A 14,113-nucleotide genomic window follows, 5' to 3' on the forward strand; every position below is an offset into this window, starting at 1 on the left:
AGTGCGGTCGTCCCGCCCTCGGTGGCGGCCTCGGTGACCGTCAGTCCGTGGGGCGCGGCGGGCTTCCCCACGGCGTCGTGCACCGCGAGCCCGCCCAGCCGCCAGGCGACGGGGGCGCCCGCGCGCCCGGTCAGCCGTACGCCCAGCGCGCGGACCGTACCGGTGTCCGCGGCGCCGCCGATCCGCAGGGAGACGGTGCGCCAGCCGCCCTCGCCGGCCTCGACGGTCCCGGCGGGCAGGTAGACGTACGGCGCGGGTTCGCCCGGCGCCGGGGCGTCCCGCGGAGCGACGGCGACCTCCACGGTCACCGGGCCCGAGCCCGGGTCGAGGCGGTGGGTGAGGTCCAGGACCGTGGCGGCACCGCACGGCAGCCGGGTGGGGAACAGCTCCACCGTCGCGGGGGAGTCGAGGATGCCGCGCACCAGCAGACTGCTGCCGCCGCGCCAGGCGTCGGCGAAGTCCAGGGAAACGTCCGGGCGTTGGCCTCCAGTACGGACCGCCCAGCGGCTCGGGGGAAGCCGGTCCTGGAGCCCGAGGTGGTTCCAGGGCGCGCCGGAGGCGACCGTGCCGTGGTCGTACCAGCGCAGGCCGTGGCCGGTGTTGAAGGTCGTGGCGAACGGCAGCGCGGTGACCGTCGAACGGGCGGCGACCGCCGCGGCGGGGGCCCGCCAGCCGCCGCCCGACCCGCCAGGACGGGACGGATCGAGGCCCTCGCCGCACCAGAACCGGTCGTCCGCGGCGTGGAAGTCACCCGGGGTGCGTCCCGCGGGCAGATGGCCCAGGGTCCACTCCGGCCGGTAGAAGCCGTACGAGACCACATGGTCCCGGTCGGCGGGGACGATCGCGTCCCAGTCCGTCACGGTGTCCCAGCCGGCCGACTCGACGTCGACCCCGGCCCACAACTCGTAGCGGCTCCGGCCCAGTTGGCCCGCGAGCCGCCCGGAGTCGGCGAGCGAGCGCGCGCTCCAGCGGAAGTCCACGAACAGGGTGTCGGCGACCGGTCCCGCGGCGTCCTGGAAGAACTCCCGGTTCCGCTCGTCGAGCGCCCCCTGCCAGCCGACCCGGCCGCTGCTGTCCATCGCGTCGTACCAGGTGATCCGCAACCCGTGGGGCGCGCCCGCCGCCCGCAGCGCCCGGAGGAACCCCCGCATGTCGGCGGCCAGCGCGGCATCCCCGCCCTCCGTCTCCGCGTTGAGGAACCAGCCGTCGAAGCCGTATGCCCGCGCGACCGCCACCAGCTTCGCGGCCAGTGGGAACCGCCCCGCCCCGTCCTTCCGCACCAGGTCCCGGGTCCAGCGCAGCTGCCCGCCGTACGCCGCCGGGGGCAGGAACACGGTGCCCAGTACGGGTACGCCGTTGCGGTGCGCGGCGTCCACGACCGGGGCGTTCGGGGCCAGGATCAGGCCCTCACCGGCGGAACCGCCCCAGAAGACCAGTTCGTCGAGGTACGCCCAGTGCGTCGGCGCGTAGTAGTCGGCGGTGGCCGAGCCCTGGGACGGATTCCCCGCGGTGTGGTCGAAGGCCGCCAGCGCGCTGATCCGGGCCTGGCCGGCGCGGGCGGTGGTGTTCGCGGGAACGGGGGTGAACCGCTCGGCGAGCGGCACCGTCGCGGTGTTGAACGGCAGGTCCCGGTCGGTCTCCGGCGTCCAGTCCGCCAGGCTGCGCCAGACGATGCCGTCGCCGGGCGTGCCGGAGGGCAGCGAGTCGGGGAACCAGTAGGCGGCGTACGGCTGTAAGGGGGCCGCGGTGCGCGGGTGCGGGACGGCCACCGCGGGGCCCGGTGGCGGGCCGAGCAGAGCCGCGGCGGCACCCGCCCCGGCGAGCAGCACGCGGCGCCGGGGGAGGGGGCGGGAGAAGGGGAGGTGGGGCCGGGGCATCGGGGCTCCTCCGGGAGTGACGGACGGCGGGACGCTGCCGGGGCCGGTCCGGTGGGTCGGGGCGACGGGCCTAGGACGCGTCCGAGGGGTCGGAGGCGGAGCGCCCCCGGTGCGAGACGCTCCCCACCTCTTCCGGCGTGCACACCTCGGTGATCCCACGGCCCGTCAAGTGGGCCTGATCGGCGACCTGTTGGGCGAGCACCAGAGCCGGCCGGGCGCCCTGTGCGGCGAGTTCCGCCCAGGCTTCGAAGACCGGGCCGCCGGGTGCGCACGCCGACCGGTGCGGTGCGGCCTCGGCGTCGCCCGCGTCGACGACCAGCGCGGTGCGGCGGGCCGGCGGCCGGTGCGTACGCCCCCGCCATTCCGCGGCCAGCGCCGCCAGCGCCCGCCCCACGGGCTTGGCCGTACGGTCGGTGCCGAGCAGCCCCAGTCCGTACTCCAGCTCCGGGAAGTCCGCGAGCGAACGGGAGACATCGTGCGAGCACCACCAGGTGATGCCCCAAAGGTCCGTGCAGTCAAGGGAGTTGCGGACGGTGGCCTCGGTGAAGCGCACCGCGTGGTCCTCGGGGATGTGGGGCGCGGGGGCGCCGACCTCCTGGAGCCACACCGGGCGGTGCGGATCGAGCGCCCACGCCTTGGACAGCTCGATGAGATAGGCGGCGTGCTGCTCGGTGGCGGTGCCGGCCGGGCCGTGGCGCTGCGCGGTGCCGTTGAACACCCAGGAGTGCACCGCCGTCATGGCGCCCAGCCGGGCGGCGTGGGCGGGTGTGAAGGGGTGGCCGTCGCGGTACCAGGCGGCGTCGTACGCGGCGTGCAGATGCGGCAGTCCGGGCGCGCCCCGCTCGCAGGCCGCCAGCATCCGCTCCAGCCAGGCCGCCGCCTGCCCGGCCGTGATGCGGTCCGGATCCGGGTGCGGGCCGTCCGAGAACTGGTTGATCTCGTTGCCCAGCGTCATGCCGAGGAAGTTCGGCCGGTCGGCGAGCGCCGCGGCCAGCGTCCGCAGATACTCCTCCTGGCCGGCCAGTACCCCGGGGTCGGTGAAGATGTTGCGGCGGTGCCAGGTCCGCGTCCAGGCGGGCAGGAAGTCGAAGCTGGACAGATGCCCCTGGAGGCCGTCCACGCCGACGTCCAGCCCGCGCTCGGCCGCCGCGTCCGCCAGCCGCACCAGCTGGTCGACGGCCCGCGGCCGGATCAGGGTGCGGTTGGGCTGGAACACCGGCCAGAGCGGGAAGACCCGGATGTGGTCCAGGCCGAGGCCGGCGATGGAGTCGAGATCGGCGCGTACCGCGTCGAGATCGAAGTCCAGCCAGTGGTGGAACCACCCTTGCGTGGGGGTGTAGTTGACGCCGAAGCGCAGACGGTGGACGGTGTCGGTGTCCTGTACGGGCATGTGAGGTCCTGTCCCTACGGGTGCGGTGCGGGCGTCGGCCCCGGCCGGGGCTCAGCCCTTGACGGCGCCCTCGCCGACGCCGCGGAAGAAGTAACGCTGGAGGCAGGCGAACATCACCATCAGCGGGAGTACGGCGATGACCGTGCCGGCCGCGACCAGGCGTTGGTTGTCCGCGAAGGTGCCGTGCAGGAAGTTCAGGCCGACGGTCAGGGTGAACTTCGACTGGTCGCTCAGCACGATCAGCGGCCACAGGAAGTCGTCCCAGGCCCCCATGAAAGCGAAGATCGCGACGACGGCGAGCGTGCCCCTGACCGACGGCAGCGCGATGCGGACGAACCGCTGCCAGGCGTCGGCGCCGTCGACATACGCGGCCTCCTCGACCTCGTACGGCAGCTGCGCGAAGGCGTTCCGCATCAGCAGCACGTTCATCGCGCCGATGCAGGCGGGCAGCACCACGCCGAGCAGGGTGTTGTTCAACTGGAGCTGACGCATGGTCAAGAACTGGGCGATCATGATGCTTTCGACCGGGACCAGCATCGCCGTGATGAACACCAGCAGTGCGGCCCGACGGCCCCTAAAGCGCATCCGGGCGAGCGCATAGCCGGCCAGCGCCGCGCCCGCGCAGTTGGTCAGCACGTTCGCCGCGGCGACCTTGAGGGAGTTCAGCGCGAAGTCCCAGACCGGGATGATCCTCGCGACCCCTGCGTAGTTGCCGAGGGTGACCTCGTGCGGGACCAGGCTCGGCGGGTAGCGGTAGATGTCCTCGCCGGGCCCCTTGAGGGAGGTCGACAGCTGCCACAGGAACGGGCCGACCGTCAGCGCCAGAACGGCGAGCAGCAGCAGATAGCGGAGCACCAACAGCCGTCGCCGCCGGACCGGCCGCCGTCGGACCGGTGCCCGCCGCGCACCGCCCGTACGCTCCTCGGCCCGCGACCGCATGCCCACCGTGGCGCTCATCGGTCCTCCCCGCGCTGGGCCCGCAGCACCAGCAGCATCAGCCCGAGGGTGAGGGCGAAGACCACGACGGACAGTGCCGAGGCGTAGCCGACGCGGCCGCTCAGCCCGGTGCCCACCTGCTGGACGAGCATCACCAGCGTGGTGTCCTCGCCGCCGGGACCGCCGGTCGGCCCCGCCATCAGATAGACCTCGGAGAACACCTTGAACGCGTTGACCGAGGAGAGCGCGGCCACCAGCACCATCGTGGAGCGCACCGCCGGCACGGTGACGGTCAGGAAGCGGCGCACCGGCCCGGCGCCGTCGACGGCGCACGCCTCGTGCAGTTCCCGGGGGACGCCGGCCAGTGCCGCGAGATAAATGATCATGTAGTAGCCGAGCCCCTTCCAGACCGTCACCGCCATCGCGCTGAGCAGCAGCAGCCAGGGATCGTCGAGGAACCCGACCCTGCCGAAACCCAGCGCCTCCAGCAGCGCGTTGATCAGCCCCCGGTCGTCCAGCAGCCACACCCAGATCAGCCCGACCACCACGACGGAGGCGACCACCGGCGTGTAGAACGCGGCCCGGAAGAAGGCGATCCCGGGGATCTGCCGCTGGACCAGCAGGGCCAGCAGCAGCGGCAGTACCACCAGCAGCGGTACGGCACCCAGGACGTAGAGCAGGCTGTTGCGCAGCCCCGTCCAGAACATCGCGTCGTGGATCAGCTCCTGGTAGTTGGCGCCGCCGACGAACCGCCCCGTGGTGAGGGTGCGGGAGTCGGTGAAGGAATGCGCCACCGTGCTGAGGAAGGGGCAGAGGCTGAATCCGCCGACGACCAGCAGACCGGGCGCCAGGAACAGCCACGGCGTGGACGGCAGATGCGTACGGACGCCGCGGGAGCCGCGGCGCGGCCGGACCGTTCGGGGACCGGAGAACCCGCGCGGACCGGTGAGGCGACGGCCGCCGAGGGCGGTGTGCGGGGCCATGGCCCGCCTCAGCCGGTCTTGAGGAGGCGGTTGCACTCGGCCACCGCACCGTCCAGTGCGGCCTTCGGCGACTGCTTGCCCTGCACGGCCTTGGCGACGGCGTTCCGCAGCACCGTCTTCATCTGGTCGCTGAGCAGTACCGGCGTGTAATTCACCGCGGTCTTCAGGGACTTGGCGGACGCCACCCGCACCCGGGTCGCGTCCGTCCCGTCCTCGTCGGTGAAGTACGGATCGTCCAGCGAGCCCTTCGTGCTCGGGAAGACGGTGACCTGCCTCGCGAACGCCATCTGGTTCTGCCGGTCCGTGACGAAGTGCGCGAAGGCCACGGCCGCCGGTGTGACCCTGCTCCGCGCGTTCACCATCAGGCCCTGGACGTACATGTTGGCCTTACCGGTGTTGTTCACCGCGTCCGTGATGCCGATGTTCCTGTAGAGGCTCGGGGCGTCCTTCGCGAAGTTCCCCAGATCGAGCGCGCTGCCGGGGTTCATGGCCACCGACTGCTGCTCGAACTTCCGTCCGGCGGACTCCGCCTGGGCGGTGAGCGCCTGCGAGTCCAGAGCCCCGGCCGCGTACAACTCCCGGTAGTGCTGGAGCAGTTCGACGCCCTTGGGCTCGTTGAACGTGAACGCGGTCCCCTGGGTGTTCATCAGCCGTACGCCGTAGCGCCCGAAGTCCTCGACCGACGGCGTACTCGCCAGCATCGCGATCTTCCGGCCGCTCTTTTGCGCCATCGCCACCGCGGCCCGGAAGAGCTGGTCGTACGTGGTGGGCGGCTTCGCCGGATCCAGCCCGGCCCGGCGGAACAGCTCCTTGTTGTAGAACATCGGCCCGGTGTTCAGATACCAGGGAAAGGCATAGACGCCCTTCATTCCGGGCATTTGCTGGCTCTGCCATGCCGCGTCCAGGTACTCGCCGCGGTACTTCCCCGCCGCCTTTTCCAGATCCAGCGCCAGCCCGGCCTTCGCCAGCGGATACGTGAGATCCGGCGACACATTCACCACATCCGGCAGCGTCCCGCCCGCGGCATCCGCACTCAGTTTCTCCGGATACCCCTCGGCCGGCTGATCGATCCATCTGACCCTGGCGTCCGGATACTTCTTCTCGAATTCCGCGATGACCCCGTCGAAGTATTTCTTGAAATGCGCCTTGAGATTCCAGGTCTGGAAGGTGACCTGCCCCTCGACCTTCCCCGCGGCGCTGTCCGACCCGCCGGTGTCCCCCGAGGCTCCGCACCCGGTCAACGAGAGCGCCGCGGTGACCAGAACCGCGGTGGCGGCGGCTGCCCGGCGGGATGTACGACGCATGGCTGGCTCCTTAGCTCAGGTGTGGCTCAGGTGCTCGGACCAGAAACTTCCGGATGGTGATCCGGGTCTCCACGGCGGTACTGAAAGACCTCCGGCGACGATGCGGGAGACGCTACTAATGCGATTTAGTAGGTGTCAACACTCCGATCCCAGACGATTATTCGGTGATGGCCCGGCAGCCGTTTGACATGCCGTTAGGTCCTGCTCAGACTGTTCTGCACTCATGCGGTTCAGGATGGGAATGCGGTTCAGGACGGGAGGAGCGCCGGCATGACGTCGCCCGGTGAGGCGGCCCGCCGCAAGCCTGCGCGCCGGCCGACGATCAAGGACATCGCCCGCCGGGCCGGGGTCTCCGAGAGCGCCGTCTCCTTCGCGCTGAACGATCGGCCGGGGGTCTCCGAGGGCACCCGCGCCCGGGTGCGGCGCGTCGCGGAGGAACTGGGCTGGCAGGCCAACAGCGCCGCCCGCGCGCTCTCCGGCGAACGCGCCGGCTGCCTGGGCCTGGTGCTGGCCCGCCCCGCAAGGACGCTCGGCGTGGAGTCGTTCTTCCTCCAACTCGTCTCCGGCATCCAAGAGGTGCTCTCCGCACGGAGGACCGCGCTCCTCTTCCAGGTCGTCGAGGACCTGGAGACCGAATGCGCCCTCTACCGCCGCTGGTGGGCCGAACGCCGGGTGGACGGCGTCCTCGTCGTCGACCCCCGTACCCAGGACCCCCGGCCCGAACTCCTCGCCGCACTCGGCCTCCCCGCGGTCGTCATCGGCGGCCCCGCCACCCCCGGACCGTCCGCCGGACCGGTCGCCCCGCTCCCCCCGCTCGCCACCGTCTGGGCCGACGACGCCAAGGCCATGGCTCGGATCCTCGACCATCTCCACGGCCTCGGCCACCGCCGCATCGCGCATGTCGCGGGCATGCCCGGACTCGCCCACACTGCCCGCCGGATCCGCTCACTGCGCGCCGAGACCGGCCGGCTGGGCCTCGACGAGCGGCAGGTCCGCTCGGTGACCACCGACTACTCCGACGCCGAGGGGGCCGAGGCCACCCGCCGCATCCTCGACGCCGCCGCACCCCCCACCGCGATCATCTACGACAATGACGTGATGGCGGTGGCCGGCGCCTCGGTGGCGGCCGGGCGCGGTATCCGTGTGCCGGGCGAGCTGTCCATCGTCGCGTGGGACGACTCGCCGCTGTGCCGGGTCACCCACCCACGGCTGACCGCGCTGGTCCGCGACACCCCGGGCTTCGGCCGGCTCGCCGCCACCGAACTCCTCGCGGTGCTCGACGGCGGTCCGCCCCGCACCGTACAGGGCGAACTCCCGCGCCTGGAACGGCGGGAGAGCAGCGCTCCGGTCCCGCAGGGAGACTGACCGGGCGCGAGGCGGGCGGGCGTGGCCGACACGTCCCTGACGCACCGTCAAGACGACTGCGGTGCCCTCGTGCAGTCCGCCGCCACACGTCCCGCCCCTACCTGTCATACCTGAGAGCTACGCGGACAGTGGCTCCCCGGCGGGACGCCGACCACACGCCCTGCTCCCTAGCTTCGGTGCCGGAATCACCACCCGCCTCCGGTACGGAAGGACCACCCGCCATGGCGTCCCGCCCACCCAACCGCCGCCCGACCCGCACCCTGCTGGCCGTGCTGGTCACCGCCTCGGTGGCCGTACCCGTATCGGGGGCGGCCCGCCCCGCGGCCGTTCCGGCGCCCGCCCCCACGGCTGCCGCCCCGCTGCGCAACGCCACCCCCGCCGCCCTCGCGGAGCGGTACGCCACCACCCGCCACGACATCGAGGCGGCCGAGCGGACCGCCGCCGCCCACGGCGACCACAAGCGGGCCGCCGCGCTGCGCGCCATGGCCGGCCGCGCGCGGCAGTTCCTCTCCTTCGACGGCCGCGACGGCGGTCGCAGCACCGAGGTCTACGGCGACCTCTCCCGGGCCCGGCGGATCGCCGTGCTCGTCCCGGGCTCGGACACCGGCTTCGAGACGTACGGGCGCTTCCGCACCGGGGCGCTCGCGCTCCAGCGGCAGCTCGGGCGGGAAGCGGACACCCCGACCGCGGTCGTCGCCTGGCTCGGCTACGCCACGCCCGCCACGGTGAGCCCCGAGGCGATCACCACCGGCCGGGCCGACCAGGCCGCTCCGCAACTGCGTGAGTTCATCGGTGAGTTGAGCGTCGCCCGGCCCGCCTCCCGCGTCGCCGTCCTGTGCCACTCCTACGGATCCGTGGTCTGCGCCCGGGCCGCCGCCGGACTCGCCGTGGCGGACATCGTCTTCTACGGCAGCCCCGGCACCGGCTACGACAGCGCCGCGGCCCTGCGCACCCGAGCCACCGTCTGGGCCGGCCGCGGCGCCGGGGACTGGGTCGCCGATGTCCCGCACACCCGGCTCCGACTGCCCTTCGCCACTGTGGGGTTCGGTGTCGATCCGGTCTCCCGGGAGTTCGGCGCCCGGGTCTTCCCGGCGGGCCGGGGCGGACACAGCGACTACCTGAAGCCCGGTTCCGTATCCCTCAAGAACCTCGCCCGCATCGTGACCGGACGGGACACCGCCCCCAGCGGGCCCCTCGCCGCCCGCGCCGGTCGGGCCGCCGCCGAGGAGGGCCGTCATGCGTGACTCCGTGGGATCCGCCGCGCGGGCCCTGATCCGCCGGGTCGAGCTCGCCACCCCGCCCGACCGCGACCGGGCCACCGACGCGCTGCGCGCCTTCGCCATCCTCGGTGTGGTGCTCGGCCACTGGCTGGTCACCGCCCTGATCGCGGACAGCGGCACCCTGCACGTCGCCAGCCCGCTCCAGAGCATGCCCCAACTGGCCCCCATATCCTGGCTGTTCCAGACCCTGGCGGTGTTCTTCCTGGTCGGCGGGCAGGTGGCCGCCACGAGCCACGCCTCGGCCCGCGCCCGCGGCACCGCCTACCGGCACTGGCTGCACGCCCGTCTCGCCCGGCTGTTCCGGCCCCTCGCCGCGGTCCTGGCGGTGTGGACCGTCGCCACCGTCGCGATGCTCGCCTCCGGCGTCGGCTTCGCGACCGTCCACGCACTGGTCCAACTCGTCCTGTCACCGCTGTGGTTCCTGCTGGTCTTCGCCGCCCTGACGGCGGCGACCCCGCTTGTCGCCAAGCTGCACCCGCTATGGCCGCTCGCCGTCGTCCTGCTCGTCGACGTCCTCCGCTTCGGCTGCGGCGCCCCGGGCTGGCTCGGCTGGCTCAACCTGCCCGCGGGCTGGCTCGTCCCGTACTGCCTGGGCGCGACCTGGTCCCGGGGCGGCCTGCGCGGCCGGGCGGCCGGCTGGACTCTGCTGGTCACCGGGGCCGCTGCCACCGCCGGGCTGATCCTGTTCGCCGGCTACCCCGCCTCGATGGTCGGCGTCCCCGGCGCCGCGATCTCCAACCTCAACCCGCCCACCCTCGCCGCCGCCACCTTCGGCCTCGCCCAGTGCGGCGCTGCCCTGCTGCTGCGCGACCCGCTGAACCGGGCGCTGCGGCGCCCCGCCGCCTGGGCCGCCGTGGCCGTGCTGAACCTCTCCGCGATGACCGTCTTCCTGTGGCACCAGACCTCGATGATGGCGGTCACCGCCACCGCCCTGTACGCCGCCGGCCCGCTGCCCGGTCTGCACACCGCACCCGACAGCCCCGCCTGGGTACTCGCCCGGCTGCTGTGGCTCCCGGTCTTCGCGGGTGCCCTGCTGGTCTGCCGGGCCGCGTTCCGCACGTACGAACAGCACCGGCCCCGCAGGCGCGCGACGGACGCTCCGCGCGGTCCGCATACACCCGGTGCGGCCGGCGCACCGGTTCCGCGCGAGCCGCGGCCGCCCGCCCCGGTGATCCACGAACGGTGCCCCGACCGGCCGGAGGTGACGCCCCGTGCTTAGGGTGCATCCCGTGAAGAGGGGGAACCGGGCCGAGCGGCTGGTGGCGGCGGTGCGCGCGGTGCCGCGCAACCTGCGCGAGGACCTGTGGACGACGGCCGGCGACGATCCGCCGGCGAGCACCGCGCGGCGCCCGCGGTGGCTGGACTGGCGGCCGGCGATCGTCGTGCCGCTGCTGCTGGCCGCGGTGGTCCTGCTCGCCGTCGACACGAACCGGTATGCCTTCGCCTACGGGATGGGCCTGCCCTACGGCATCCTCGTCGCCTCGCTCCAGTCGGCGGCGCCCGTGGCCGCGCTGTACCGCCCGGTCCCGGCCTGGTGGGTGTCGACCGGCACCATGGTCCTGGTCGCCTACCACGCGGCGGGTCGGATCGCGCCGTTCACCCCACTGCCCTGGTACCAGAGCGGGCTCCCTCTCCAGGCGGCGGTGCTGTTCCTGGCGGCGCTGCGGGTCCGGCCCCGGATCGCCGTCGAGATGCTGGTGATCAGCGTGCTGACGGGCCTGTTCATCAACGCGGTGCTCGCCGGCCGGTTCAACGACGCGCGCTTCCCCGTCGCCGTCCTCGCCCTCTCCGTCGTGGTCGGCACCGCGCTGCGCGGCCGACAGGTGGCCCGTACCGAACTCGTCGCGCAGGAAGAGCTCACCGCCGGGGAACGCGCCCGGCGCACTGTCCTGGAGGAGCGCAGCCGGATCGCGCGGGAACTCCACGACGTGGTCGCCCACCACATGTCGGTGATCTCGATCCAGGCCCAGGTCGCCCCGCACTTGGCCGACAACCCCTCGGACGAGCTGAAGGAGAACCTCCGCGGCATCCGCCAGAACGCGGTCGAGGCGCTCACCGAACTCCGCCGGGTGCTCGACGTGCTGCGCTCCGAGGACGCCCTCTCCGACGGCGCCCGGCACGCCCCGCAGCCCAGCCTCGACCGGCTCGGCGAACTGGTCGGCAATGTGCGCGGCGCCGGTCTCGACGTGTCCGTCGAGACCACCGGCGAGTCGCGCCCGCTCTCGCCCGGCGTCGAACTCTCCGCGTTCCGTATCCTCCAGGAGGCGCTCAGCAACGCGATGCGGCACGCGCCCGGGGCGGCGGTACGCGTCGAGGTCCGCTACCGGCGCCACGACCTGACCCTCCGCGTCACCAACACCGCGCCCGACGGCCCCGCCCCGCCCTCCGCGGGCACCGGGCACGGCCTGCTGGGCATGCGCGAGCGCGCCACGATGCTCGGTGGCGAACTGGCCACCGGCCCCACCCCCGACGGCGGTTACGAAGTGACCGCGATCCTCCCCGCCCGCACCCCGCATCCGCCCGCCGACCCCGCCGAGGACACCCCATGACGCCCGCCGCCACCACCGCCATCCGCGTACTGATCGCGGACGACCAGATGATGGTCCGTCAGGGTTTCACCGTGCTGCTCAACGCCGAACCCGGGATCGAGGTCGTCGGCCAGGCGGTGGACGGCCTCGACGCGGTCGCCAAGGTCGCCGAACTCGCCCCGGACGTGGTCCTGATGGACATCCGGATGCCCGAGCTGGGCGGCATCGAGGCCACCCGCCGGATCACCGAACCGTCCGGTGCCACCGTCAAGGTCCTCGTCCTGACCACCTTCGACCTCGACGAGTATGTCTACGAGGCGCTGCGCGCGGGCGCCTCCGGCTTCCTCCTCAAGGACGCCTCGGCCGATGAACTCGCGCAGGCGGTAAGGGTGGTGGCGGCCGGTGACGCCCTGCTGGCGCCGAGCGTCACCAAACGGCTGATCGCCGAGTTCTCCCGGATGACCGGCGCCCCGCGCGCCCCGCTCAAGGACCGCGTCGCCGGTCTGACGGAGCGTGAGACGGAGGTGCTATCGCTGATCGCCCAGGGCCTGTCGAACGCCGAGATCGCGGCGCGCCTGGTGGTGGCGGAGCAGACCGTGAAGACCCATGTGGGCCGCATCCTGGTCAAGTTGGGCCTGCGGGACCGGACCCAGGCCGCGGTCTTCGCCTACGAGAGCGGACTGGTGCGGCCCACGGGGTACTGAACCGCCCGCCGGATTCCCCCACCGGCCGGGGGTGTCAGCGGTGAGTCACGACCCCGGGCGCCAGCCGCCCGCAGTTCGAGCCGGAAACGCTGACGCTCACCGTCTCGACGGTCCCGCCCCAGTCCACACAGCGGCCTTTCGCCGCGAGATACACGGGTCCCGCATAGGAGGTGTAGTTGCCGCTGTCGAAAACCGTGTCGGAGCTGCCGTCCGAGGGTCCGAGATAGGTGTAGAGGAACACCGGCTTACCGGGGCTGTTCCGGACCGTCACCACGCAGTTCTTTCCGGTCTTCGCGCTGTACGTCAGATACACGGTCCCTTTTCCGGTGACCGGTAGGGAATTCACGACGCGATATCCGCTGCCGCACGCTCCGTTGTACGCCGCGGCTCTCGCCGGCGCGGCCGATGCCGTGGTGGCCAGGCCCATCGTGGCGATACCGGCCGCCGCCAGTACCGCGGATCCTGCGATGGCACGTGAACGCTTCATGGGAATACCCCCGTCAGGTGGTGTCCGTCGCGTGGTCATTCACCGTGATGATGATGCACCGTGTTGGACACCGGCCGGACGGGGATGGTTGTACGCGAATTGCCCGCGTACCAGGAGAACTTGATGGTGCCTCACCCTGGGCAATGCTTGCCTGTGGGGAGGGCTCCCCGGTCAGTCGTCGTCATCCTCCCCATAGGCGAGCACCTTCAGCCTGCCGTACGTCCCGTTGAAGCGGTTGTGGTCCCCGACGGTGTGGCCCGAGGAGGTGTGCTGCCAGATGCTGTGGAATCGCCAGCTGCCCGGCAGCGAGCCGACGGAGGTGCTGTAGTGGGGGATCCACAGCGGGTTCGTCCGGCCGAAGCGGGCCGAGTTGCCGGTGCACCGCTTCCACCAGTTGGTCGAGGTGTAGATGACCGCGTCGCGGCCGGTCTCCGCCCGGTAGGCCCGCACGAAGTCGCCGATCCAGTTCACCATCCCCCCATGGCTCTTGCCGTAGCAGGTCGCGCCGTAGGGGTTGTACTCCATGTCCAGCGCGCCGGGCAGCGTCCTGCCGTCCCGCGACCAGCCGCCGCCGTGGTGCGCGAAGAACCTCGCCTGCGTGGCACCGCCGGAGTGGTCCGGCAGCGCGAAGTGGTAGGCGCCGTGGATCATGTCCGCGTGGTACGAGCCGTGGTACTGCTGGCTGAAGTAGGGGTTCGTGTAGCTGGTGCCCTCCGTGGCCTTGACGTAGGCGAACCGCACCCCCTTCCGGCGCAGCCTCCGCCAGTTGACCTTGCCGTTGTGGCTGGAGACGTCGACCCCGGCCACGGCCCTGCGCGACCAGGCACCCCGCGGCTCGGAGCCGGCGGCCTGCTCGTCGATGCCCTCGTGCATGGCGATGGTGGAACCCATCCAGTCCTGCTCGGGGTGGGCGGGCGTCTTCCCGGCGTCCGGCGACGCGGTGGCGGTGCCCGGCAGCACGAGCGGCAGTGCGAGCACGGAGAAGAGGGAAACGAGGGTTCCGGCCGCGAGGGGGATCGTACGGCGGGCCGGTGCGGATCTGCGCAAGGGCATCGCGTGCCTCCGAAGGACTTCGGTTGAGTCAGTTTCGGCAGCTTTTGAGCAGAATTCTGCCGATAAAAAGACTTATACGCCGAATTGCCGGTGTCCAAGACCAGTCAGCCGCTCAGTCCGCCGACCGGCCGGGCCATCTCACCCGTCTGGCCGCCCCGGCTCTTCGGGACGACGCGAGCGGGCCCCGGCAGTGCCGGGGCCCGCTC

At 72.5% G+C, this 14,113-nt stretch carries 12 protein-coding genes; 5 read left to right on the forward strand and 7 right to left on the reverse strand.

Annotated features, from left to right (window positions below; all coding sequences use genetic code 11):
• The 5 genes from ACO1BR_RS33980 to ACO1BR_RS34000 all read right to left on the reverse strand — a co-directional run.
• Positions 1-1,877: endo-beta-N-acetylglucosaminidase (locus ACO1BR_RS33980; protein WP_426798952.1), on the reverse strand; the 1,877-nt coding region annotated here is incomplete at its 3' end.
• A 70-nt stretch (positions 1,878-1,947) separates the two neighbouring features.
• Positions 1,948-3,267: a glycoside hydrolase 5 family protein gene (locus ACO1BR_RS33985; protein ID WP_426798953.1), complete on the reverse strand. Its 1,320-nt coding sequence runs from the start codon at positions 3,265-3,267 to the stop codon at positions 1,948-1,950.
• 51 nt (positions 3,268-3,318) lie between these two features.
• The gene (locus ACO1BR_RS33990) at positions 3,319-4,224 is read right to left on the reverse strand and encodes a carbohydrate ABC transporter permease (protein ID WP_426798954.1); all 906 of its coding nucleotides are present in this window, start codon (positions 4,222-4,224) and stop codon (positions 3,319-3,321) included.
• Complete coding sequence (locus ACO1BR_RS33995) at positions 4,221-5,186, reverse strand: carbohydrate ABC transporter permease (protein ID WP_426798955.1); 966 nt, start codon at positions 5,184-5,186, stop codon at positions 4,221-4,223. Before ACO1BR_RS33995 ends, ACO1BR_RS33990 begins: the two co-directional genes overlap by 4 nt.
• 8 nt (positions 5,187-5,194) lie before the next feature.
• Complete coding sequence (locus tag ACO1BR_RS34000; protein ID WP_426798956.1) at positions 5,195-6,490, reverse strand: ABC transporter substrate-binding protein; 1,296 nt, start codon at positions 6,488-6,490, stop codon at positions 5,195-5,197.
• 270 nt (positions 6,491-6,760) lie between these two features.
• Here ACO1BR_RS34000 and ACO1BR_RS34005 point away from each other — a divergent pair, with 270 nt between their 5' ends.
• The 5 genes from ACO1BR_RS34005 (at position 6,761) to ACO1BR_RS34025 (ending at position 12,367) form a co-directional block, all read left to right on the forward strand.
• Entirely contained in the window at positions 6,761-7,855 is a 1,095-nt protein-coding gene (locus tag ACO1BR_RS34005; protein ID WP_426798957.1) for a LacI family DNA-binding transcriptional regulator, read from the forward strand.
• Positions 7,856-8,076: 221 nt separating this feature from the next.
• Positions 8,077-9,099: an alpha/beta hydrolase gene (locus tag ACO1BR_RS34010; protein ID WP_426798958.1), complete on the forward strand. Its 1,023-nt coding sequence runs from the start codon at positions 8,077-8,079 to the stop codon at positions 9,097-9,099.
• Positions 9,092-10,354 carry an acyltransferase family protein gene (locus ACO1BR_RS34015; RefSeq protein WP_426798959.1) on the forward strand — a complete coding sequence of 421 codons (1,263 nt, stop codon included), beginning with the start codon at positions 9,092-9,094 and terminating at the stop codon, positions 10,352-10,354. The genes ACO1BR_RS34010 and ACO1BR_RS34015 overlap by 8 nt, the downstream gene beginning before the upstream one ends.
• Before the next feature lie 10 nt (positions 10,355-10,364).
• The gene (locus tag ACO1BR_RS34020; RefSeq protein ID WP_426798960.1) at positions 10,365-11,684 is read left to right on the forward strand and encodes a sensor histidine kinase; all 1,320 of its coding nucleotides are present in this window, start codon (positions 10,365-10,367) and stop codon (positions 11,682-11,684) included.
• The gene (locus ACO1BR_RS34025; protein ID WP_426798961.1) at positions 11,681-12,367 is read left to right on the forward strand and encodes a response regulator; all 687 of its coding nucleotides are present in this window, start codon (positions 11,681-11,683) and stop codon (positions 12,365-12,367) included. Before ACO1BR_RS34020 ends, ACO1BR_RS34025 begins: the two co-directional genes overlap by 4 nt.
• 34 nt (positions 12,368-12,401) lie before the next feature.
• On the opposite strand, the gene ACO1BR_RS34030 is transcribed toward ACO1BR_RS34025, so the two are convergent.
• Together ACO1BR_RS34030 and ACO1BR_RS34035 are read right to left on the reverse strand one after the other, a co-directional pair.
• Complete coding sequence (locus ACO1BR_RS34030; protein ID WP_426798962.1) at positions 12,402-12,854, reverse strand: spore-associated protein A; 453 nt, start codon at positions 12,852-12,854, stop codon at positions 12,402-12,404.
• 171 nt (positions 12,855-13,025) lie between these two features.
• Positions 13,026-13,907: a lysozyme gene (locus ACO1BR_RS34035; RefSeq protein WP_426798963.1), complete on the reverse strand. Its 882-nt coding sequence runs from the start codon at positions 13,905-13,907 to the stop codon at positions 13,026-13,028.
• Positions 13,908-14,113: the final 206 nt, after the last annotated feature.

The sequence above is a fragment of the Streptomyces sp. YGL11-2 genome (assembly GCF_050054615.1).
GTDB lineage: Bacteria > Actinomycetota > Actinomycetes > Streptomycetales > Streptomycetaceae > Streptomyces.